At 30.0% G+C, this 23,762-nt stretch carries 22 protein-coding genes; 9 read left to right on the forward strand and 13 right to left on the reverse strand.

Features of this window, described 5'->3' with window-relative positions; translation table 11 throughout:
- Positions 1-33: 33 nt before the first annotated feature.
- Entirely contained in the window at positions 34-708 is a 675-nt protein-coding gene (locus FHS04_RS01780) for a hypothetical protein (RefSeq protein WP_106677915.1), read from the reverse strand.
- Positions 709-915: 207 nt separating this feature from the next.
- Here FHS04_RS01780 and FHS04_RS01785 point away from each other — a divergent pair, with 207 nt between their 5' ends.
- The gene (locus FHS04_RS01785; protein WP_106677911.1) at positions 916-1,935 is read left to right on the forward strand and encodes a DUF3667 domain-containing protein; all 1,020 of its coding nucleotides are present in this window, start codon (positions 916-918) and stop codon (positions 1,933-1,935) included.
- Here FHS04_RS01785 and uvrA read toward each other — a convergent pair.
- Positions 1,932-4,715 carry an excinuclease ABC subunit UvrA gene (gene uvrA / locus FHS04_RS01790; RefSeq protein ID WP_106677906.1) on the reverse strand — a complete coding sequence of 928 codons (2,784 nt, stop codon included), beginning with the start codon at positions 4,713-4,715 and terminating at the stop codon, positions 1,932-1,934. The two genes, FHS04_RS01785 and uvrA, sit on opposite strands and share 4 nt — an antisense overlap.
- Positions 4,716-4,951: 236 nt before the next feature.
- Here uvrA and FHS04_RS01795 point away from each other — a divergent pair, with 236 nt between their 5' ends.
- Both FHS04_RS01795 and FHS04_RS01800 read left to right on the forward strand, forming a co-directional pair.
- Positions 4,952-5,536 (forward strand): RNA polymerase sigma factor, encoded by a 585-nt coding sequence (locus FHS04_RS01795; RefSeq protein ID WP_106678301.1) that lies wholly within the window; start codon positions 4,952-4,954, stop codon positions 5,534-5,536.
- A 63-nt stretch (positions 5,537-5,599) separates the two neighbouring features.
- Positions 5,600-5,743: a hypothetical protein gene (locus FHS04_RS01800; protein ID WP_181256112.1), complete on the forward strand. Its 144-nt coding sequence runs from the start codon at positions 5,600-5,602 to the stop codon at positions 5,741-5,743.
- A 20-nt stretch (positions 5,744-5,763) separates the two neighbouring features.
- On the opposite strand, the gene FHS04_RS01805 is transcribed toward FHS04_RS01800, so the two are convergent.
- The gene (locus FHS04_RS01805) at positions 5,764-6,420 is read right to left on the reverse strand and encodes an endonuclease III domain-containing protein (RefSeq protein ID WP_106677902.1); all 657 of its coding nucleotides are present in this window, start codon (positions 6,418-6,420) and stop codon (positions 5,764-5,766) included.
- A gap of 35 nt (positions 6,421-6,455) precedes the next feature.
- On the opposite strand from FHS04_RS01805, the gene bcp reads away from it, so the two are divergent.
- On the forward strand, positions 6,456-6,914 hold the full coding sequence (bcp, locus tag FHS04_RS01810) for a thioredoxin-dependent thiol peroxidase (RefSeq protein ID WP_027878922.1): 459 nt from the start codon (positions 6,456-6,458) through the stop codon (positions 6,912-6,914).
- A 76-nt stretch (positions 6,915-6,990) separates the two neighbouring features.
- Here the strand turns inward: bcp and FHS04_RS01815 are convergent, their stop codons facing one another.
- The gene (locus tag FHS04_RS01815) at positions 6,991-8,442 is read right to left on the reverse strand and encodes a hypothetical protein (RefSeq protein ID WP_027878923.1); all 1,452 of its coding nucleotides are present in this window, start codon (positions 8,440-8,442) and stop codon (positions 6,991-6,993) included.
- 94 nt (positions 8,443-8,536) lie between these two features.
- Between FHS04_RS01815 and FHS04_RS01820 the strand changes: the two genes are divergently transcribed.
- On the forward strand, positions 8,537-9,298 hold the full coding sequence (locus tag FHS04_RS01820) for an MBL fold metallo-hydrolase (RefSeq protein WP_106677898.1): 762 nt from the start codon (positions 8,537-8,539) through the stop codon (positions 9,296-9,298).
- A gap of 14 nt (positions 9,299-9,312) precedes the next feature.
- On the forward strand, positions 9,313-9,816 hold the full coding sequence (locus tag FHS04_RS01825) for a hydrolase (RefSeq protein ID WP_244906269.1): 504 nt from the start codon (positions 9,313-9,315) through the stop codon (positions 9,814-9,816).
- Here the strand turns inward: FHS04_RS01825 and FHS04_RS01830 are convergent.
- The 4 genes from FHS04_RS01830 to FHS04_RS01845 are packed head-to-tail and all read right to left on the reverse strand — an operon-like array spanning position 9,806 to position 13,971.
- A complete protein-coding gene (locus tag FHS04_RS01830) occupies positions 9,806-10,459 on the reverse strand; it encodes an alpha/beta hydrolase (protein ID WP_106677894.1) in 654 nt (217 codons plus the stop codon). The genes FHS04_RS01825 and FHS04_RS01830 overlap by 11 nt on opposite strands.
- A gap of 4 nt (positions 10,460-10,463) precedes the next feature.
- The gene (locus tag FHS04_RS01835) at positions 10,464-10,796 is read right to left on the reverse strand and encodes a hypothetical protein (RefSeq protein WP_106677892.1); all 333 of its coding nucleotides are present in this window, start codon (positions 10,794-10,796) and stop codon (positions 10,464-10,466) included.
- Positions 10,796-12,046, reverse strand: a complete 1,251-nt coding sequence (locus FHS04_RS01840) for a dihydroorotase (RefSeq protein ID WP_106677890.1) — start codon at positions 12,044-12,046, stop codon at positions 10,796-10,798. Before FHS04_RS01840 ends, FHS04_RS01835 begins: the two co-directional genes overlap by 1 nt.
- Positions 12,043-13,971 carry a vWA domain-containing protein gene (locus tag FHS04_RS01845; protein WP_106677888.1) on the reverse strand — a complete coding sequence of 643 codons (1,929 nt, stop codon included), beginning with the start codon at positions 13,969-13,971 and terminating at the stop codon, positions 12,043-12,045. The genes FHS04_RS01840 and FHS04_RS01845 overlap by 4 nt, the downstream gene beginning before the upstream one ends.
- Before the next feature lie 152 nt (positions 13,972-14,123).
- Between FHS04_RS01845 and FHS04_RS01850 the strand changes: the two genes are divergently transcribed.
- Positions 14,124-16,016, forward strand: coding sequence for a M61 family metallopeptidase (locus tag FHS04_RS01850; RefSeq protein ID WP_106677886.1), 1,893 nt, complete (start codon positions 14,124-14,126; stop codon positions 16,014-16,016).
- A 150-nt stretch (positions 16,017-16,166) separates the two neighbouring features.
- On the forward strand, positions 16,167-16,487 hold the full coding sequence (locus FHS04_RS01855; RefSeq protein WP_106677884.1) for a DUF6799 domain-containing protein: 321 nt from the start codon (positions 16,167-16,169) through the stop codon (positions 16,485-16,487).
- A gap of 51 nt (positions 16,488-16,538) precedes the next feature.
- On the opposite strand, the gene FHS04_RS01860 is transcribed toward FHS04_RS01855, so the two are convergent.
- The 5 genes from FHS04_RS01860 to FHS04_RS01880 form a co-directional block, all read right to left on the reverse strand.
- Entirely contained in the window at positions 16,539-17,735 is a 1,197-nt protein-coding gene (locus tag FHS04_RS01860; RefSeq protein ID WP_106677881.1) for a GAF domain-containing sensor histidine kinase, read from the reverse strand.
- Between the two features lie 68 nt (positions 17,736-17,803).
- A complete protein-coding gene (locus tag FHS04_RS01865; RefSeq protein WP_106677877.1) occupies positions 17,804-18,568 on the reverse strand; it encodes a TIGR02757 family protein in 765 nt (254 codons plus the stop codon).
- 3 nt (positions 18,569-18,571) lie between these two features.
- A complete protein-coding gene (locus FHS04_RS01870; RefSeq protein ID WP_106677874.1) occupies positions 18,572-19,780 on the reverse strand; it encodes a GAF domain-containing sensor histidine kinase in 1,209 nt (402 codons plus the stop codon).
- Between the two features lie 66 nt (positions 19,781-19,846).
- Complete coding sequence (locus tag FHS04_RS01875) at positions 19,847-20,506, reverse strand: ABC transporter ATP-binding protein (RefSeq protein ID WP_106677871.1); 660 nt, start codon at positions 20,504-20,506, stop codon at positions 19,847-19,849.
- A gap of 50 nt (positions 20,507-20,556) precedes the next feature.
- A complete protein-coding gene (locus tag FHS04_RS01880; protein ID WP_106677867.1) occupies positions 20,557-23,052 on the reverse strand; it encodes a DUF5916 domain-containing protein in 2,496 nt (831 codons plus the stop codon).
- A 364-nt stretch (positions 23,053-23,416) separates the two neighbouring features.
- On the opposite strand from FHS04_RS01880, the gene FHS04_RS01885 reads away from it, so the two are divergent.
- Positions 23,417-23,716, forward strand: a complete 300-nt coding sequence (locus tag FHS04_RS01885; RefSeq protein ID WP_106677864.1) for a hypothetical protein — start codon at positions 23,417-23,419, stop codon at positions 23,714-23,716.
- Positions 23,717-23,762: the final 46 nt, after the last annotated feature.

Consider the following 23,762-nt stretch of genomic DNA (forward strand, 5'->3'; position numbering starts at 1 on the left):
AAGACTTACGAGGTTTTTTTGTTTTGATTGAAATTATTTTTTCAATTTAGGTTTTTCGGTTTTTACACCATTTCTGTAGTAGTAAAAATCGTCATTATTATAATTGTAATCATAATTATTATCTATTGGTGATCCGTATGGATTTCCGTAGTTATTATCTAACACAAAAGACGTATTGTATCTATTTACATGACCAATTGTTCTAATTAACCTTCCGTGTCTGTTATAAATCAAACGCATTCCGCCAATACGACTTACCAAGCCTTGTCTATTATAACTTATATAAACAGACCCTAATCGTTTAACCTGTCCTTGTCTATTATAATTTAAAAACACATAGCCAACACGTCTTACTTTACCAGATCTATCGTGTAAAACAATGGTTCCGTTGTTTGTTGGTCCATAATAGGTATTGTAAGTACCTGGTGCTCCATAAGTACGATTTATACTGCTACGTCTTGTGTTTACATTTGCATTGCTACGTCTGTAATAATTATCACCTTGTGTATAATCTAATTGAGTATTAAAATCAAAGCTTCCATCAGGAAAGATTAAAAATTCTACACCACGTTCTACAAACATAATAGGTTGTACAAAACGGTTTGGGTTAACAACTAAATCTTCACCTTGCGATTCAGACTTATTTTCTGCTGTTACAGTGGTTAATCCCATTAACACACCTGTAATTAATAGTACTAGTTTTTTCATAGTATTAAGGATTTAGATTTTGCCTACTGTTTAGCGTTTCGGCAATCGCTATTTGATAAATTAGTTTCAATAGCTGTGCCAAACTTGAAACACGTTGGTTTTACTGGTGTTTTGATACGAAATTATATTTTTACTATTTCAATTTTAAAAAAGAAATTAGACATCTTTTAAAGTTTATTTTTACATTTACCTAAACAATCTACCAACATGTCACTTCAATATAAAGTTTGCGAAAACTGTGAAACAGAATTTAAAGATAGCTTTAAGTTTTGTCCTTGTTGTGGTATGAAAAATAGAGAAGAGTTAACAGTTAGAAGTCTTTTTTATAATACGATTAATAATTATTTACTATGGGATTCTAAATTTTTAAAGAGCTTTTTGCCTTTAATGACAAAACCTGGATTTTTACCAAAAAAGTTTTTACAAGGCAAACGTTTAACATATTTACATCCTGCACAGTTTTATTTATTTGTTTCGGTAGTTTTTTTCTTCATCTTCTCATTTTATATTAGAGAAACTAGAACAAAATTAGATAAAGCTATACAGGAAGAATTAGCAGTAAAAAAGGAAAAAGAATACCGTGAAGCTTTTGAAAGAGTAGCAGATTCTATAAAGTTAGATTCTTTAGTAAATGAAAAAATAGACGCTAAAGACCGAAAAGCTAATGGTAGTGTTTTTGGAACTTCTTTTACTTATGATGAAAAAGAAATAGACTCTTTAATTGATGCAGGAGCAGACAAAAAAATTATCTTAAAAAAAATGGGAATGCCTGAAGATGCAGGTTATTTAAAACGAAAGTTTTTTGAGCAAATGTTTAAATTTCAGAAAGATAAAGGTGTCGGGTCTATTTATCAAACCATTACAGATAGTTTTCCTATAGCAATGTTTTTTCTGTTACCAATTTTTGCGTTGCTTTTAAAGGTTTTCTATTTTAATAAAGGAAGATACGCCTTCCATTTGGTATTTAGCTTTTATTTTTTCTCTTTTATATTTGCGGTAATGGCTATAGATTTAGGCATAAACTGGTTTTATGATATGCCCGATTGGTTAGACTTTTTATTGGTTTTATCTACTTATTTCTACTTTTTTATAGCAGTCAAAAAGTTTTACGATCAAGGTTGGTTTTTAAGTTTTATAAAAAGCGGAGCTATAACTACAATTTTTATGGGCATGATAATTCCTTTTGCTTCAATATTAATTGCAGTGTTAGCCTTTATGATTTATTAGATCTTATCTTTTAAGTATTTAGCAGTTGCACTTTCTTTAACTTTTGCAACTTCTTCAGGTGTACCAAATGCTACTAATTGTCCACCATTTTCACCACCTTCAGGACCAAGATCTACAATGTGATCTGCACATTTAATCAAATCTAAATTATGCTCGACAACAATAATAGAGTGTCCTTTTTCAATTAAAGCATAAAACGATTTTAGTAATTTTTGAATGTCATGAAAATGCAAACCTGTTGTAGGCTCATCAAAAATAAATAAGGCTTTGTCTTTAGTATTTCCTTTACCTAAAAATGTAGCTAGTTTTATACGCTGTGCCTCACCACCAGAAAGGGTAGAACTACTTTGACCTAGTGTTACATAACCTAAACCAACATCTTGTAAAGGCTGAAGTTTGTTTTTTATTTTATTTTGTTTGTGCTTATCGAAGAAAGAAATAGCGTCGTCAATGGTCATATTTAACACATCATCAATGCTTTTATCTTCAAAAGTAACTTCTAAAACTTCCTTTTTAAAACGTTTACCATTACAGGTTTCGCAGACTAAATGTACATCTGCCATAAATTGCATTTCTATTGTAACTTCGCCTTCACCTTTACAGGTTTCGCAACGTCCACCATCAACATTAAAACTAAAATGTTTAGCAGCAAAATTTCTTATTTTACTTAGTTTTTGTTTAGCAAACAAAGCTCTAATATCGTCGTAAGCTTTGATGTAAGTTACAGGATTAGAGCGTGATGAACGACCAATTGGATTTTGGTCAATAAACTCAATATGCTTGATATTACTAAAATTTCCTTTTAATTCTGAAAATTGACCTGCTTTATCACTAAATCCAGTTAGTTTTTTTTGAATGGCAGGAAATAAAATTTTCTTAACCAATGTACTTTTTCCGCTTCCTGAAACACCTGTAATAACGGTTAACATTTCTAAAGGAAAAGTAACATCAATATTTTTTAAATTATTTTCTCTAGCACCAACAATTTCTATACTATACTTACTTGTACGACGTTTTTTAGGGACTTCTATTTTTAAAGTTTCGTTTAAATATTGAGCAGTTAGTGACTTTGATTTTAAGATGTCTTTAAACGTTCCTGTTGCGACAACTTTACCACCAAAAGTACCAGCTTCGGGACCAATATCTATAATGGTGTCGGCTTGTTTCATGATATCTTCATCATGCTCTACAACAATTACTGTATTACCCAAATCGCGTAACGATTTTAATACCGATATTAGTTTTTCTGAATCCTTTGGATGCAAGCCAATACTAGGTTCGTCTAATATATACATAGAACCAACTAAGCTACTTCCTAGTGATGTTGCTAAATTAATACGCTGACTTTCTCCTCCTGAAAGTGTGTTAGATCGTCTGTTTAAGGTTAAATAATCTAAACCAACGTTGCTTAAAAAGTTTAAACGATTTTTTATTTCTATAAGTAAACGTTCGGCAATTTTAGTGTCATAATCATTCAATTCTAATTGGTTGAAAAAATTAGACAATTTATTTAATGGCATTTCTACTAAATCTGTAATTGTAGCGTTTCCTACTTTTACATAACTAGCTTCTTTACGAAGACGTTTACCACCACAAACGTTACATTTTGTTTTTCCGCGATAGCGAGATAACATTACACGATTTTGAATTTTATAAGCTTTGCTTTCTAGTTCTTCAAAAAAGCTATTTAAACCTTCAAAATACTGATTACCTTCCCAAATTAAATTTTTATGTTCTTGACTTAATTGAAAATAGGGTTTGTGTATAGGAAAATCGAATTTATGCGAATTGTTTACCAATTGATCACGGTACCAACTCATACTTTCGCCTCGCCAAGGGAAAATAGCCTCTTCATAAACAGAAAGCGCAGTATTTGGAATTACTAAATCCTCATCAATACCAATAACATCACCGTAACCTTCACATTTTGGACATGCACCGTAAGGGTTATTAAAGCTGAATAAATGCACATTTGGCTCTAAAAACTGCATGTTATCTAATTCAAATTTATTACTAAAATGTCTTATGGAATTGTCTTTTAAGGTTTCAATGTAACAATTCCCTTTACCTTCAAAAAAAGCAGTTTGAATGGCATCTGCTAATCGGTTATAAAAATCGTCATCGTCTTTTGTTACAATTCTATCAACAACTAAAAATACATCTTCAGTAGATGTTAAATCTTTTGCTTGATCAATTCTTAAAACTTCATCTTTTACTTTAATTCTAGAATATCCTTGAGCATTTAAGGTGCTAAGTTTGTCTTGAAGTGCTCTTCCTTCTTCTAAATAAATAGGAGCTAGAAGTAAAAGTTTTTCTTTTAAATCAATAGTTTTTATAAATTCTAAAACATCTGTAACAGTGTCTTTTTTGACTTCGTTACCAGAAATAGGAGAGTAGGTACGACCAATACGTGCAAAAAGTAGTTTTAAATAGTCGTAAATCTCGGTTGTCGTTCCGACAGTAGAGCGTGGATTAGTAGAATTAACTTTTTGCTCAATAGCAATTGCAGGCGCTATACCTTTAATATAGTCTACTTTAGGTTTGTTAAGTCTACCTAAAAATTGTCGTGCATAACTACTAAGACTTTCTACATAACGACGTTGTCCTTCTGCATACAACGTATCAAATGCTAAACTAGACTTACCAGAACCTGATAGACCTGTTATAACAACTAATTTACGTCTAGGTATAACAACATCTATATTCTTAAGGTTATGTAATTTAGCACCTTTAATTATGATGTTCTCTTTAGGGTTTACTGCAGAAAGCGTAGTCTTCATAGTCAATTTTCGTATAGATTTGCAAAGATAACACAACAATTTCAGCTTAAAAAATAGATTATTGTGCATTAAAATGTTAAAACTTGAAATTATGTTTGCATTTTTGGAATAATTGTTGTTACATTTGAAACATATCAATTAACCCACAAACACTTTTGCCTATAGCAAAACATTACTTTTTTAATTTATAAACCCCAAGCCCGAAACACGTTTTCTGTGCAAAAAAAGTAATGATTATGCAAAAAGAATTAATCTCTGATGCTCAATTAGTGAGTAATTATATAAGAGGCGAAGAATCTGCTCTAGAAGTTTTAATTACAAGACATAAACAAAGAATTTACAGTTTTATATACTCTAAAGTTTTTGATAGAGATATATCTGAAGATATTTTTCAGGATACCTTTATCAAAGTAATAAGAACTTTAAAAAGAGGTAAATATAACGAAGAAGGTAAGTTTTTACCATGGGTAATGCGTATTGCTCATAATTTGGTTATAGATCATTTTAGAAAAAACAGTCGTATGCCTAAATTTGACAACTCAGGAGATTTTAATATTTTTTCTGTAATAAGTGATAATGCATTAAATGCAGAGAAAACAATTATTAAAGGTCAAGTAGAAGCAGATGTAAGACGTTTGATTGACGAGTTACCAGAAGACCAAAAAGAAGTTTTGGTAATGCGTATGTATAAAGATATGAGTTTTAAAGAAATCTCAGAACGCACAGGAGTAAGTATAAATACTGCTTTAGGACGTATGAGATATGCATTAATTAATATGAGAAAAGTAATAGAAAAGTACAATATTGTTTTAACAAATTAGGATAAGCAATAAAGTTAAATCTTATCCGTTATAATGTAGTAACAAACTAAAAATCTACATTAAATGGCAAAACTTTACTCTAAAAAACCTAAATCAGATTTTAAATTGAACCCAAAAGATGAAACAATAAGTTTTATCCTTAATTACTCTAAGGCTTTAAGTGTTATAAATTATAAAAGCATGAAGTTTGAATCACTTCAAAATTAAAAGAAAAACGTCCTAAAACATTAGGACGTTTTTTTATGATATTCTTTTAAAACTGTAGCTCTTCCAATGGTTTTTGTAATAATATCTTTATCTAAATCCCAACCACGAGCTGGAGAATATTCTCTTCCATACCAAATGATTTGCAGATGTAAATCGTTCCATAGTTCTTTAGGAAATAGGCGTTTAGCGTCTTTTTCGGTTTGAGCTACGCTTTTTCCGTTAGATAAATTCCAACGATACATCAAACGATGGATATGTGTGTCTACAGGAAAAGCAGGTACACCAAATGCTTGACTCATTACAACACTAGCTGTTTTGTGTCCAACAGCAGGTAACTCTTCTAAAGCTTCAAAAGATTGCGGGACTTCACCGTTATGTTTTTCTATTAAAATTTTTGAAAGACCGTAAATACCTTTACTTTTCATTGGTGATAAGCCACAAGGTTTTATTATCTCTTTAATTTCTTCTACAGTTAATTTAACCATATCATAAGGGTTATCTGCTTCTGCAAATAATAAAGGCGTTATTTGGTTAACTCTAACATCTGTGCATTGAGCAGATAATAAAACAGCAACTAAAAGAGTGTATGGATCTTTATGATCTAAAGGAATAGGAATTTCAGGATATAACTTATTTAACGTATTTATAACAAAATGTACCTTTTCTTGCTTAGTCATTAATTTGTATTTTTGAATAAATCAAAATTACAACTATGAATACATTAAAACAAGGTGATAAAGTACCAAATTTTACAGTTAATGACCAAGATGGTAATGCTGTATCTTTATCTGACTATAAAGGAAAAAAATTAATTGTTTTTTTCTATCCAAAAGCAAGTACGCCAGGTTGTACTGCAGAAGCATGTAACTTAAGAGATAATTATAAAGTTTTACAAGATAAAGGTTTTGAGTTATTAGGTGTTAGTGCAGATTCTGAAAAAAGACAAAGCAATTTTAAGAACAAATATGAGTTTCCTTTTCCTTTATTAGCTGATGAAGAAAAAGAAGTAATTAATGCATTTGGTGTTTGGGGATTAAAAAAGTTTATGGGTAGAGAGTATGATGGTATACATCGTAAAACTTTTTTAGTTGATGAAGATGGAGTAGTAGCGCATGTTATTGATAAAGTAAAAACTAAAGATCATGCAGCTCAAATTTTAGAGTTAATTTAATTGAATTTAATCTTTTAAAAATAAAAAAGGCGCTAATTTATAATTAGCGCCTTTTTTTTATTTATTGTAAACTGTATTATTTATTCTGAATTTCTTCGGTTTCGCAACCAAACAGACTTTGTTCTGCAATTAATTTAGAGACACCTTCAGGTAACATAGGTTGCCAACCATCTTCACCTTGGGCAATCATTTTTAAGACTTTTCTAGAGAAAACATTTAATGTTGATGGGTCATAGTCTGCAATATCTACAACTTTACCATTGTATTTAAAGAATTTATAAAGCTCTTTCATACGTGGATGTACTTTTAAGTTATCACTTGTGGTAATGGTTCCATCTTCATTTTCCATAGGGTAAAGATATACACGTAAATCTTTAAAGAATAACTTACCAAAAGCCTCTAAAATACCACCACTTAAATGACGATAATACTTCTCGTCAAAGATATCTACAAGATTATTTACACCCATTGCTAATCCCATACGGTTTTTAGTGTATTGAGAGAAATATTCTACTAATTTATAGTACTCTTGGAAGTTAGATATTAATACGGTTTGTCCTAAAGAACATAGTAAACGTGCTCTATCCATAAAGTCTTGCTCGTCTATTTCTCCTTCTGCTCTTAGGTTTGATAAAGTGATTTCAAAAATTACTTGTGTTCTTTCTTCGTCAACTTTATTTTCTTTAATAAACATATCTAAAGACTTCTGGTACATGTCCATATTTACCTTTGTTACAGGTCTAAAACTACCACGAAGTGCTAAAATGTTTTTCTTATATAAAACTCTTGCAGGAAGTACGTTATTACCATCTGGAGCAAACATTACAGCATCAGTCATTCCATTTTTAACTAGCTGTAAACTCATTAAACGGTTATCTACGTTTTTAAATACAGGACCAGAAAAGTTAATTGTATCAATTTCTAATTGGTCTTTATCTAAATGGTCGTATAAATATCTTAATAATTTTTTAGGTTCGTTGTATTTATAGAATGCGCCGTAAATTAAGTTAGTACCTAATATACCAAGAGTTTCTTGTTGTAATCTTGCGTCATTTTCTTTAAAACGAATATGTAGAATAATTTCGTTAACTTCTTTATCTTCAGGATCGATTTGGTATTTAATACCAACCCAACCATGTCCTTTATATTTTTTTGCAAAATCTATTGTAGCAACAGTGTTAGCAAAACTAAAAAACATTCTATGTGGGTTACTTTCTCTGCCTATACGCTCTTCAATTAATCTATATTCATGATGAAGCATTTTGCGTAACCTAGCTTCAGTAACGTAGCGTCTATCATCTTCAATACCATAAATAGCATCGCTAAAACTTTTATCATAAGCAGACATTGCTTTTGCGATAGTACCAGATGCGCCACCAGCTCTAAAAAAATGTCTTACAGTTTCTTGTCCAGCACCAATCTCGGCAAAAGTACCGTAAATGTTTTCGTTTAAGTTAATACGAAGCGCTTTATCTTTTAAGGATGGAATATTTTCAAATTCTTTATCTCCTTTTAGCGTAATTTCCATAAAAAAATCCCTATAAATTTAGTGTTACAAAGGTACCAAATAACTATAGTAAACAAAAAAATTAACTTATTTTTGTTTTCAAATTTTATAGATTTTGAAAATTACTTTTTTAGGTACTGGTACATCTCAAGGAATTCCTATTATAGGAAGTACACATCCAGTGTGTTTAAGTAAAAATCCTAAAGATAAACGTTTGCGTGTTTCAATTTTGGTAGAATGGGATTATTATACCTATGTTATAGACTGTGGACCAGATTTTAGACAGCAAATGCTTAGAGCTAATGTAAATAAAATTGACGGAATCATTTTTACGCACGAACATGCAGACCATACTGCTGGTTTAGATGATATTAGACCCTTCTTTTTTAGACTAGGAGATATACCTATTTATGCACATAAGAGAGTTGTAGAACAACTTAAGCAACGTTTTGCTTATATATTTGCTACAGAAAATAAATATCCTGGCGTACCAAACTTACAGGTAAATGAAATTGAAAACAAACCTTTTAAATTGAATAATTTAGAAGTGCTTCCTGTAGAAGTTTTTCATCATAAATTACAAGTATTTGGATTTAGATTTAACAACTTTGCTTATTTAACAGATGTTAAAACCATACCTGATGAAGAAATGGAAAAACTAAAAAACCTAGATGTTTTAGTGATTAATGCCTTAAGAGAAGAGACTCATATTTCGCATTTAAATTTAGAAGAAGCATTACAAATTATAAATACATTACAACCTAAAAAGGCTTATTTGACGCACATAAGTCATTTATTAGGTTTTCATGAAGAAGTCCAACAAAAGCTACCTAAAAATGTGTTTTTAGCTTACGATGAGCTTCAAATTAAACTTTAAAATCAAATATTATAATGAAGAATAAAATTTTTATGTACTTGTTTATCTTTACGTTACTTGTTGTTTTGTTTCAGTACGTAAACACTAAAAACTATGTAAAAGCTAATGATAGTCAGTTTAAAAGCTTAAAAGAAAAAAATATAAGAATGAAAGATTCTTTAGCGCTTTTAAACAATCAGCTAAATGATTTTATCATGTTTGATTTTAGGTATAACCAAGAAGCTAAGGATTATTTTTATGATAGAGGTATTGATACTGATAAGCTTACAATACTTATAGAAAATGAATTATACGATTTAACAGACGCGCCAGGAGAAGAGCATCCACTAATTCCTTATGCAGCTTCAGGTGGCAAAAAAATGCAATTTAATTCTATAAAAATACTAAACCATAAATGGGTTATAGCAGATTTTTCTGATGGTGTTTTTTGGGGAGAATTACTAATTAAATATGAAATTACTCCTGATAATCAGTTAAACTTTAAAGTTTTAGATCACTTATTGTATCCTACAAATTAGAGTTTGCTTTCAACCATTCTCTAAACTCATAAAAATTCTGTGGCGCAACACCATGACCAACAGGAAACTCGCTATACTTATAGTTAACTCCTAATTGCTCCATAAACGGTTTGGTTTGTCTAGCCCAATCTATAGGTATAACTTGGTCAACACTACCGTGTGAACAATAAAAATTAAGATTTTTATATGTTTCTGGACCTTTTAATTCAAATAAATCAGGATTTACATAACCGCTTAAAGCAATAACATTTTTAACTTTTTCAGGATATGTAAATGCTACAGCATAACTTAAAATAGCGCCTTGACTAAAGCCTAAAAGCGTTACATTATTGCTATCTGCGTTGTATTTAGCTAAAATTTCATCTATAAAATTAGCAATCAAATCTCTAGATTGTTTGGCTTGCTCGTTATCACTCCATTTTCCTTTTTCAGCATCAAAATTTATGGCATACCATGCATTACCAAAAGGCTGCATTGGGTAAGGTGCTTTAGCAGAAATTATTAAAAATTCTTCAGGTAATTCTGATGCAAAACTAAATAAGTCGTTTTCATCACTTCCATAACCATGAAAGAGTAAAAGTAATGGTGCGTTTTCTTTTAAAGTTGAAGGTCTTGATATATATTCTAAGCTTAAATCTGTCATGTTTCTATTTTCCTAATGATGAAAAAATTTTTTGAAAAAAAGGTCCTACTAGAGGAACAGCTTGCATTTTACCGCTAATAGCATTTATAATTCCGTAGAAAAATAATAAACCCATTCCTACCCAAAAAGCGACAGAGATTTGCATGTTATCAAATTGACTAATAAAATATCCAATAATCATATACATTAAACAAAGTCCTAAACCTTGACGGTTATGAAATGCTGTAAACTCGTTTTTTTTATCGTTATTCATTATGATAGCAATAACACTACCTATGATGGTTAAGTAGCTTACTACTGCTAATGTTTTTCCTTCTTCAGCTGTATTTTGATTCATTATAAAACTATTTTTTTATTGGCATAAATACCATAAACTTTTCCTTTTAATTCTTGTCCTAAAAAGGCACTATTTTTTGATTTTGATAGAATGTTTGACTTACCAAATACGTATTTTTCATTTGGATTAAATAGCGTGATGTTTGCAACTTCTCCTTCTTCAATTTTAGAAGTTACAGTACCAAAACGTTCTTTTCCTTTAGTTAATAGTTGAATAGATTTTTTAGTAGAAAATATCTGGTTTAAAGCACCAAAAGCACTTTCTAATCCAATAGTACCGTAGTTGGCATGGTCAAATTCTACTTTCTTTTCTTCTATGGTTTGCGGATTATGATCACTGGTTACCATATCTATCGTACCGTCTTTTATACCTTCAATTAAAGCGTCTATATCGTCTTGAGTACGTAATGGCGGATTGACTTTGTAACGTGTATCAAATTCGTTTAAAACATCGTCAGTCAAAAACAAATTATGTATAGCAACACTACAAGTAACGTCTATTTTTTTTTGTTTGGCTTCTCTAATTAGCTTTACACTTTCTTTAGTTGAAATGGTAGGAATATGAAGTTTACCACCAGCATATTCTAATATGTATAAATCTCGAGCCACTTGTAAAGATTCGGCTAAATTTGGACTTCCTTTTAGACCTAATATAGTGCTAGAAACATGCTCGTTAACAATACCTTTACCAGCAATTTTTTGTTCTAAAGGAAAACTACATACCAAGCCATCAAAATTACTAGCATATTGTAAAGCAATCTTTAATAGATTAGGGTTAGTAATTGGTTTTTTATAATCGCCAAATGCTACTGCACCAGCGTTTTTCATGTCAAAAAGTTCAGCTAAATCAACGCTTTCGCTATTTTTTGTTAATGCGCCAATTGGTAACAAATCAACGGGTTGTGATTGTGCTTTTGATAAGACAAAAGTAACGTCAGAACTGGTGTCGATAATCGGATTTGTGTTAGCTTGCAACGCAATGATTGTAAACCCAGATTTTGCAGCTGTTTTTAAACCGTTTTCTATAGTTTCTCTATCTTCAAAACCAGGTTCGCCAAAGCAAACGCTAGAGTCAAACCATCCTTGAGAGATATGTAAATTATCTAACTCAATTTCTTTAAAATTGCTAGTGTTTTTAATACATTTAGCAATTTGTGAAATCTTTCCTTTTTCAATTAAAACATCAACAATTTGATTATGAAATTTGCTTGATGTATCAATTACTGTTGCCGATTTGATTAAGACGTTCATTTAAAATATTTTAAGATGAGCATTTCTATGATTAAAAACACTAAAGCCAAAATTACAAACCATTTCCATAACTCATCAACTTTAGTGTCATTTTTTATAGTGTTAAAAGCTTCTTTAACAGAGTTTGAAACATTGATGCCTTCTATGTTTTCAAGGTTTTGATAGGTTAAATCACTTTCGTTTCTGTTGTAGTTAAAGCTTACGTATTCTAAAATTTCATTTTTATTCTTTACTTCATAAACACCAGCGTTTTCTTGTAAATCGTTAGTTTTTATAACCACTTTATTGTTGTAGTATTGTTGTTCTGGTATTATAGATTCGTCATTATTAACAAGAGTTAATACAGTATCTGGTTGTAAATTTACAGACACATCAAATTGATTGTTTTGACCGATTGTATAATAAAGTTGGGCAGCATTTAAACTTTGTTTTGCAATGTTATAAAATGTAGGAACAATTAGATTTATATTTTTAAAGTTTGAATTGTCCTCATTAATCGCAGCGCTAAAAACAAACACATTATTACGTTGAGATAAAAATGGTTTGTTATCTTCAAATTGAAGGATAGCAGTACTTTGAGATGCATTTTGAGGAAAATACAGATTGACTTTTGGATACTGAAAGTTATCTATACGTTTTTCAAAAACACCATTAGCGTAAATTGGATGTGCATAATTTATAGATGTAATGCGCTTTTCTTGCTCTAAAATTGAATTAAAACCACTAAAGTTAAATTGCTGTAAAAACGTATTGTAGTTTGATAGATTTCCTTTAATGTTAGGTATAAATGCAACGACGCCACCTTTGTCTGTAAAGACTTTAAGAGCAGTAATTAAAGTATTTGGTAGGTTTTCAATTTCGTTTAATATTACTAGGTTTTGTGTATCAAAAAGGGCATAATCTAATGTGTTTGGTGTTTTTTTTGTAAAATTAAACTCGTCTTCAGTAAAAATTCCATTTAAATAGTTGGCATCATCGTTAGACACTGCTAAAACATTAATTTTTGAAGGCGTATTTATGCTAAAGTATAAGGTGTTATCAAATTGAAGTTGCGCCTCATCAATAGTAATTTTACCTTTTATAGTTTGATTGTTAGGTATTGTAAAAACAGCTTTGTTTTCGTCTTTAATTTCAACTGAAACTTTTGAGACTAATTGATCATTATTATATAACGAAACAGGTAAATTAATAGTAGTAGTTTGATTACTTTTTAATAAAGCAGTCAACTCATAATTAGTTGCGTTTTGTTTAGAAATATACAAACTGTCCATAAACGCATTTGTTTTACTTACAGGGTTTAACTGAATAACACTTAAAGTAATACTTGAATCTTTTTCAATACTAAATTCTTGTGTTTTTTGTTGGAAATCTGACACAAAAATCAAGTTTTTAGTGCTATTTGCTTTATTAGAAAATAGCTTTTTAGCTTTTAATAAAGCAGCGTCATAACTTAATTGATTTGAAGAATATTCAAGTTGAAGTAATTCGTTTTTAATTGCCTTTATAGTTGTGTTTCTATAACTATCAGTATTGGTAATTAGTGAGAATTTTTCATTCTCATCAATAGAAGTAATGATATCTTGTATTGCACGTTTTAAAAGTGGACCATTATTACCTTTAGCTTGCATACTAAACGAGTTGTCTAGGTATATAACGGTTTCCTTTTCTGTGTTAAAACTATTAGTTTTTGAAAAATAAGGCTGAGCAAAAGCAATGATAATAGCGGTTAAAAGTAGTAGCCTAGTTAATAAGACTAGCCACTTTTTAATTAATTGACTTTTACGCGTTTGTAATTGTACCTTTTTTAAAATAGCAACGTTTGTAAAGTATTCTTTTTGAAACTTTCTTAGTTGAAATAAGTGAACAATAACGGGAATTAGCAGTAAGAAAAGCGCGTAAAGAAGTTCTGGGTTTTTAAACTGCATGTGTTATTAAAAGTTTGTCAAAGATAATAATTGAACAATTAAAAACAGCAATAAGAAATTAACATTTTAACAAAATCTTAATCTTTACGATTGTAACAAATTTTACTTTTGAGCGTCTTGTTACCAAGACCATTAACAAATAATATTTAAATATGAAAAAACTCCTATTATCAACACTTGCTTCAGGACTTTTACTAGTAGGTTGTGGTGGATCTAAAACCACTACAAGTCTTTTAGCAACACAAACACCTATTGAAACTTCAATAGACTTATCTAAAGTTACAAACGACAAAGTACCAGTAACCATTAACCCTGGTCGTTTTACTACAGAAACAGTAACGTATAGACTGCCAAGAGTTGTACAAGGAACATACTCGGTAAGCGATTTTGGTAAATATATTGATAGTTTTAAAGCTTTTAATTATAAAGGAGAAGAGTTATCTACAAGTAAGGTAGACACAAATACCTGGACAATTACTAATGCTAAAGACTTAGATTATATTACCTATTATGTAAATGATACTTTTGATCAAGAAGTTGAAGGAGGAATAGGAGGCGAGCAACCTTTTTCGCCAGCAGGAACAAACATAGAGCCAACAAATTATGTAATGAATTTACATGGATTTATAGGATATTTTGACAGTTTAAAAAACAGTCAATATAAATTAGATGTAACTGCGCCAGCAAACTTTAAACGTACATCTGCTTTGCAGGAAACTTCAAATAAAACAAGCGAGGACGGAAGCTTAATCACATCAAGCTACTTTGCACCAAGATATTTTGACATTACAGATAACCCAATGTTTTATGGAGAATTAGATGTAGAAGAATTTCAAGTAGGAGACATTAAAATTGTATTAAGTGTTTACTCTCCTAACAAAGTACATTCAGCTACAGAAATTAAAGGTGTTGTTGAAAAAATGATGCAAGCTCAAAAAACATATTTAGGCGATATAAACAGCACACCTCGTTACGATATCTATTTATACTTATCTGATGGATCAGAAGGTTCTCCTAAAGGATTTGGAGCTTTAGAGCATCATACATCTACAGTAGTTGTTTTACAAGAAGATATGCCATTTGATGCTTTAGCAGAAAGTATGATAGATGTCGTGTCTCATGAGTTTTTTCACATCGTAACACCATTAAGTGTACACTCTGAAGATGTACATTATTTTGATTATAACCAACCTACATTTTCTAAGCATTTATGGATGTATGAAGGTGTAACAGAATATTTTGCAACGTTATTTCAAGTAGATCAAGGTTTAGTGGATAACCAAGAATTTTACGGTGATATTTTACAAAAAATTCAAACTGCTAAAAACATGAATGACTCAATGAGTTTTACCGAAATGAGTGAAAATGTTTTAGATGAGCCTTACGCACCACAATATTATAACGTTTATATGAAAGGTGCTTTAATCGGTATGTGTATTGATATCATTATGCGTGAAGAAAGTAATGGACAGCGTGGTATTTTATCTTTAATGAAAGAATTATCTAATAAATACGGAAAAAACAAACCATTTGAAGACGATAAATTAATAGACGAAATCACAGCAATGACTTACCCAAGCGTTGGAGAGTTTTTAAATACACATGTAGTTGGAGGAACACCAATAGACTATAATGTATATTTTGAAAAAGTAGGCTTAATGATGAGTGAAGGAAAAGTAAAAACTAATTACATCCAGAATGGTGGCGAGTTAATTTTTGCTCCTAATCAAGAAACTATGAAACTTCCATTTTCTGAAGCTGTAAAAAACAACAGTTTTTGGGCAGATAATGGTGTGCAACCTGGTGATGTAATGAAAACCGTAAACGGTGAAGCCTTTTCTTTTATGACTGCGCAAAAAATCTTAACAGATATGTATATGTGGAAACCAGGACAAGAAGTAGAAGTTGTTATTGATAGAAATGGTAAAGAATATACTGTAAAAACAAAACTAACACAGTCTTATACTACAGGAAAAAATATTACCGAAAACCCTGAAGCTACACAAAAGCAAAAAGAAATTAGACAAGCTTGGCTAAAAGGTTAATCTTGTAGTAAATTATTTATAAGAACTTGAAAAGCTTGGTTTTGTACCAAGCTTTTTATTTTGTTTTGGTATAATAAGTGAATAATAAGTTAAATGTAAAATCAAACAGTAAAAAATTATTATATTTATTAATATTAAAATCTAAATAAGATGAAACAAATATTCCTTTTTATATTTGCTCTGTTTATAACAACTGGAGCAGTTATGGCTCAAGATAAAATGCAGGTAGAAGACGCCAATTATGTTATTTTACTAAATGAAAAAGTTTTTCATTATAAAAAAACAGGTGTAGAGTTACTCAAATCTGATTTAAAATTAAATAACGGAACAGTTGTTAAAACTGATGGAAGTTATATTACAAAAGATGGAGACAAAATGATGCTTAAAGATGGGCAGTGTTTAGGCATGAGTGGTAAATTATACAAGGATCAAGCTACATTATCCAAAAAGCTTAAAAAAGAAATGAAATAAATAAAACATTATAATATTGTGAAAAAGCCTGATAATAATATCAGGCTTTTTTTATTTTTCTACTGAAAAACTAAAAGTCGTTCCTTCATTAACTTTTGATGTTAGACTAACTTCACCACCTAATTTTTCAACTAAAGTTTTTACAGTATACAATCCAATTCCTGTACCTTTATTTCCATACTTATCTGCATCATGCGCTGTATTAAAGAGGTCAAATAAAGATTCTTTTTTACTATCAGGAATACCATTACCATTATCTGAAACAGAAAAATGATGGTGAGTTTTGTCTTCCTTATAATCTAATACTACTATAGGATTATTGTTTGTGTTATATTTAATTGCATTATCTACCAAATTAAGAATAATTTGAGTTATAGCAGATTTATTGATGTCTCCTAAGTTGGTAGTGTTTTTTAACTTAAACTGAGCGTCTTTTAAGCTAAGCATCTGTTTTACATCATTAAAAATATTAGACAAATCTATAGTTTGTTTTTTGTCTTGTAGTAACGCTTCAGACTTATAATGTTTTAAAATTCCGTCTATGTATGCTCTTAACGTATCTGCAGACTCTTCAATAAAGTCTAAATATTCTAAATTTATTTCAGGATTAGACGCTTTTAATTCATCTTTAAATAATTGAGATAATGATGTAATATTTGCTAAAGGCGATTTTAAATCATGAGACACTTTTCCTGCAAAAGTTTTTAAGGATTGGTGTCTTTCATCTAACAAATAATATGCGTTGGTTAATTGATTGTTTTTTAATCTTAACTCAAATAGATTAACAACTTGTTTAGCTAAAATAACCATAGCTTCTTGTTGTTGTTTAGTAAGTTGTTTGGGTTTTACATCATAAACGCATAATGTACCTAAAGGAAAACCTTCTGGATTGATTAATGGTACACCTGCATAAAATTTAACGTCGTGATCTTTTATTAAAGGATTGTCGTAGAAACGTTGATCTTTAGTAGCGTCTTCAACAATAAAAATAGAATTGCTTTCTAAAATAGCATGACCACAAAAAGATATATTTCTTGGTGACTCATTAAAAGGTATGCCATAATGAGATTTTAAAAAATTTCTGTCAGCGTCTATAAGTGTAATTAAAGAGATTGGTACATCGCAAATATTAGCTACAAGGTTAGTTATATTATCAAAATCTTCTTCTGGTAATGTGTCTAGTAGTTTATATTCTTTTACTGCTTTTAAACGTTTTTTTTCGTTTTTTGGTAATTTGGGTGCAATCATTATTTGTGTAGGTAAGCTTGGTTTGTGATAAGCTTACGTAAATATAAGAGTCTAGGTTTTGAATTATGTTAAAACTTTTCGAAAACTCCTAAACCAAATAAAGCAAAGTCATATTTAACAGGATCTATAGGGTCTAATAGTCTTAAATTTTTATCTAATTCTTGTAAAGCCTTAGCATCATTTTGTTTTCTACTTAAAAGCCCAAGTTTTCTAGCTACATTGCCAGAGTGCACGTCCAAAGGACAAGATAATTCTGAAGGTTTAATACTTTTCCAAATTCCAAAATCTACACCAGTATTGTTAGGTCTTACCATCCAACGTAAAAACATGTTAATACGTTTTGCTGCACTATTTTTTAAGGGATCACTAATATGCTTTTGAGTTCTTGGTAAGTGATTAATCTCAAAAAAAATCTGTTTAAATTGAGAAATAGAATGCTGTAAATTTTCATTTCTACCTTTACTGAAAACAGCTTCTAAACCATTGTGATTATTATAAATATTTTGAAGTGCTTTTATAAAAGTAATACAGTCTACACTATTAAAAGTGCGATGTACAAAGTTGTCAAAGCGTTGTAAGTCTTCTTCTTTATGATTTAAAATAAAATCGTATGGCGAATGATCTAATAAATCCATTAATTTATTAGCGTTATTGATGATGCTTTTACGATTTCCCCAAGCAATTGTAGCGGTTAAAAAACCTGCTATTTCAATATCTTCTTTTTTAGAAAATTTATGCGGAATTTGAATTGGGTCACTCTCAATAAATTTAGGATTATTATAAAGAATAACTTTTTCGTCTAAAAACTCTTTGAGATTTTCTATAGTCTTCAATTTTTATTTTTTGATAGAAAATTTAAAAGTACTACCAACACCAACTTTAGAGTTAACAGTTATATTTCCGCCTAAATTTGTAACTAATTTTTTTACTGTAGATAAGCCAATACCATGACCTTTTTGGCCAAATCTATCAGTCTCTTCAATGGTAGAAAATAACTTAAATATTTTTTTCTGCTTTTTTTTAGGTATGCCAATACCGTTATCTTTTACTGTTATAAAGTTAAGATCTTCTTGGGTTGTGTCTAACTCTACATCTATTATAGTTTCTTCTTTATCGTTGTATTTTAGACTGTTGGTAATTAAATTAAGTAAAATAAGTTCTAAAGCAGCTCTGTTACTTGTAATATCAAAGTCTTTTTCGGGTAAATTAATGGTGCAGTCTACTTTGATATTTATAATATCTATAACTTCTTCTAGTAAATGATTAAAAGAAAAAGTATCTACAGAAGTTGAAGATGTATTACTATTTTCGTAATAGTTTAATAGGTTATTTATATAGCTACTTAATGATAAAGATGAAGATTTAATGTTTTGTAAATAATTAATACCAGTATCATCTATATGTTTTTTGTATTTAGATTTTAATATGTCTGTAGTTAAAATCATGTTAGCTAAAGGCATCTTCATGTCATGTGCTACCTGAGATGCAAATCCTTTTAGCATTTTATTTTTTTTAGTTAGTTTTTTCTTAGTTTGTTTAAGATTGACATTACTTTTATTAAGCTCTATTAATTTTACAACTTGTTGCGCTAGTAGTTTTAGTGCTTCTTTTTGATCTTTATTTATTGCATTAGGCTTATGATCTATCACACATAAAGTACCTAGTTTATGGTTGTCTTTATCTGTTAGACATACACCTGCATAAAAAGCTATAGATTTATCTCCGTTTTTAGTATAAGGATGGTTTACAAAACGTAAATCTTTTTTTGTGTTTTCTACTATATAAACATCATCATCACTAGCTATAGCATAACTACAAAAGGATAATTCTTTTTCAGAGCTACTAATTTGCATGCCTTTTGCAGATTTAAACCAAACTTCGTCCTTATCTACTATAGAAATTAATGAGACAGGCATATTGGTTATTGTTGTAGCCAGTGCAGTTATATTGTTAAAACTAATGTCTTTTTGACATCTGTTTAGCTTATAACTTTTTACAGCTAAAAGCCTTTCTTTATCATTTTTAGGAATCGTGTTTAGCTGCATTATTTTGAGAGTCAGAAATTTTGTTTAACTAAATTAGTAAAAATATAAACACGGATAAGAAAAAAGTTAAACAATTTTTCCATCAACCATTGTAAGTTTTCTATCTGCTAGATTGGCTAACTCTTCGTTATGTGTTACAATCACAAAGGTTTGCCCAAATTCATCACGAAGTTTAAAGAATAGATTATGAAGGTTTTCTGCACTTTCGCTATCTAAATTACCAGAAGGTTCGTCTGCAAAGATTAGTTCTGGGTTGTTAACTAGTGCTCTTGCTACTGCAACACGTTGTTGTTCTCCTCCAGAAAGCTCATTAGGTTTATGGTTGTACCTGTGTGACAAACCTAAAAAGTCTAATAATTCTTTAGCGCGTTTGTTAGCTTCTGTTTTATTAGTTCCTTTTATAAATGCAGGAATACATACGTTTTCTATAGCAGTAAACTCTGGTAATAATTGATGAAATTGAAAAATAAAACCTATGTGCTTGTTTCTAAATTCAGCTAATTGTTTTTCGTTTAATTCTGTAATATTTTTATCATTAATAATTAGCTCTGTTTCTGAGTTTTTATCAATAAAATCTAAGGTGCCTAATATTTGAAGTAAGGTGGTTTTTCCTGCGCCAGAAGCACCAACTATAGAGACAATTTCACCTTTTTTAATAGTAACGTCTACACCTTTTAAGACATGTAAATCGTCATAATATTTATGAATGTTTTTTGCTTTAATCATAGGCTTATATAAAGCTTGAAAATTACTACTTTAAATTAGCTTTAGCAAGGTTAGATTAAGTTACTTTTTTTAGTAAATACCTTTTTTAAATCGTTATAATCTATAAAATAAACCATTCTTAAAGATACAGTGTTACGCTGCTTTTGCTTAAACAAATCGTCTAAAGTATCAAAATAACTAGCTTCTGAGTTTGAAGATTGATTAAAAATCTGGTTACGATATAAAGCGGTTAATTGGCTACCAGGTGCAAATTGCCAAGTATAGCTTAAGTCTAAATTCCATGTATTAAAATTAATGTCTGGATTAAAATTAGGATTGTAACTTATATTATCTTTTGTATAAACTTCAGACTGTACAAGACTACCGTTGTTTTGTAATACATACATTTGAGAGTCATAGGTTACAGAACTTACATAGTTTCTAAAACTTAGTGTTAATGCGTTAAAAGAGTTAAAATTGTAGCTGCCGGATATATTTGAGGTTATTTGCTTTCTGTCGCGTTGACCAAAAATTATACGATCGTAAATTTGTTGACCGTTTACATAACCTCTATCTGCTGTGTAATCGTCATAATCAAAACCTAGTAATAGTAAAAACTTGTCATTAAACTTAAACCTTGGATTGATACCAAACCAATAATTATTAAAATTATCACGCTCTTTATCAAAAAATCGACCGTAACCAAAGTTAGCATCTATAGCAAAAAAGTTGTTGTAGTTAGAAGAAATCCACATGTTTGCTTGAGCGTAATTTTTGGTTGTAAAAAAGCTATTAAAACCATTACGAGGCTCAAAATAATCATGTTGTTCGCCAATATTCCAATTACCATTAATACCAAAACTGTGTAGTTTTTTATTAGTTGCATTAAAGTTAAAACCAGTGTTTTTTCCTGTATACACGCTTGGCGTAGCTAGCATGTTATAATTAAACCATGTGCCTAAATACATATTGTTTAGATGCTTAGTAGGCTCAAAAATACGGTAACTAGCGTCAAAGCTATAGTTACTGTAGTTATTCCTGAATTGAATACCTAAATCGTTTGGATCAAAATTAACATCTGCATAATTATAGTCTAAAGATACACGATATTTACCACTAATTTTTCCAATTCCTGCTTCTACAGCATAACCATTTTGTTTATTAGATACGTCATTAAACGTACTCATCTTTCCGTTAGCATAGACGCCATAGGTATTCTTTTTATTGACTAAATTGGTTAAAAAACCAGTAACGTTAGCATCTCTAAAATCGCCATCTCTAGTAACATTGGTGTTGATTAAAGTTACAGACGAGTTTTTATTAAACTGCTGATCTAAAACCATGATATTGTAGTTAGCTAATGGCTCTACTATAGCGCGTCTATTAGATTTTCTAATTTCTTCAGCTTCAGAATTTGGGTTTAAAACTTCAGTTTTTTTAATATCTACATAGGTTTTTTCTGTAATAGCATTAAAAAACCCAATACCTAAACCGTTTTTTGTACGTCCGGAAATTTTAACTGCATTTAATAGCTGAACTTTTTCAGGATATTCGACAATATCTTCATCTTCATCTAAAATAGGAAATCCGCTAGGTGCATCACCAATACGTCTAGAGTAAAAGAGGTTACCTTTGCTAAATAAATCAATACCTTCTGTAAAAAACTGGCGTCTTTCTGAAAATTGTTGCTCAAAAGGACCAAGGTTTAATATGACATTGTCAAAACCAGCTTGGCTAAAATCAGGTATTAAAGTAGCATCTAAAGTAATATTTTCTGTAATCCCATATTTTACATCCATACCTGCAGCAAGTTCGGTTTCTGTTTCTCCGTCAAAAGAGCTTGTTAAGCCAGATGCGTAAGGAAAAAAACTAAGTCTTGTTGGAGGCGTAATGTTTTTTAATCCTTTTAATTCTGCATGGTATAATCCATTATTACCTTTTGTTGGATCTAAAGGATTCCATGTCATTTGTTCTCTTGTTTTACGATAATGTCTATGAAATTGTATACCCCAAGTTGGGTTTTCTTGTTGTGTAAAACGTAAAGCTCTATATGGTATTTTAACCTCTACAATCCAACCGTCATTTTGCATTTTTACACTACTTTCCCAAACAGCGTTCCAGCCTAAATCTTCACCATTATTTGGGCTTTCTACAGCATCTGCTTGTGTACCAGAACTAAATACAAAAAAATTAGTGTTGTTTTGCGCATCATTATTTGGATTAAAAATAATAGCAAAAAAATCTGATTGTCCAAAATTATCACGTTGTGTAAACTGTGTCATTATATCTTCTGGATTATCATAGCAGTAAGCAGCAATGTAGATTCCAGAATCATCATAAGTCATTTTAACTTCTGTTCTTTTCTCTTTACTAGGTAAGTCGCCTAAATCAGGTCTAAACTCGGTAAAATTTGTAGCAATTTGTGCGTCATTCCACGCTTTATCATCTAAAATACCATCTATTTTTGGAGCTATATCAGTACGTTTGATTTGATAAGTTTTTTTGTCTTGAGCTTGTAATTGACAACTTATAAAAATGAAAAATAGCGCTTTAAATAAAATTTTCATGATGGTTTAAAAATTTCGGTATTCTCAATAAAGAGTAAACTAAAATATAATTGTTACACTTAAAGACACAAAACTAACTTTGTTGTTATACTTTTCTCATAATATAACGTTAAAATCTTTTTTGAAACTATAGATTATAACCCGTAAATTAACAGAAAACACTATTTTTATTGTAAAGTGATTTGACATTATGTTATATCAAAGATTTTAATATAAAGGTCAAAATTGATGTTTATAAAGAACAATTTATATTAATAGAGAGTAATAATGGTGACTAATTAAGTTTAGTAACTTATTACTATTTTTTCTTGTTTATTTTGGAACACTATTTGCTTATAACTTGTTAGAATTTAAAATATTATAAATGAACAACAACACAAACAAATACACAAAACTGTTTTTAGGTTTGCTTTTTGATGCTTTAGGATATGTTACTTTTATTATACCTGGTATTGGCGAATTTGGAGATATTATTTGGGCACCAGCATCTGCATGGTTAATGACCAAACTTTATAAAGGTAAAACGGGTAGAGTAGCAGCAGTAGTGTCGTTTATAGAAGAGGCGTTACCTGGTTTTGACGTCATCCCAACCTTTACTATCATGTGGTTATATACCTATGTATTTTCAAATAAAAAACAAGATCAAACTATAGAAGTGAAATAGGATTGATTTTCATAACGCTGAATAAAAAAACACCTCTTTTTGAGGT

The organism is Mesoflavibacter zeaxanthinifaciens subsp. sabulilitoris (genome assembly GCF_014191595.1).
GTDB lineage: Bacteria > Bacteroidota > Bacteroidia > Flavobacteriales > Flavobacteriaceae > Mesoflavibacter > Mesoflavibacter zeaxanthinifaciens.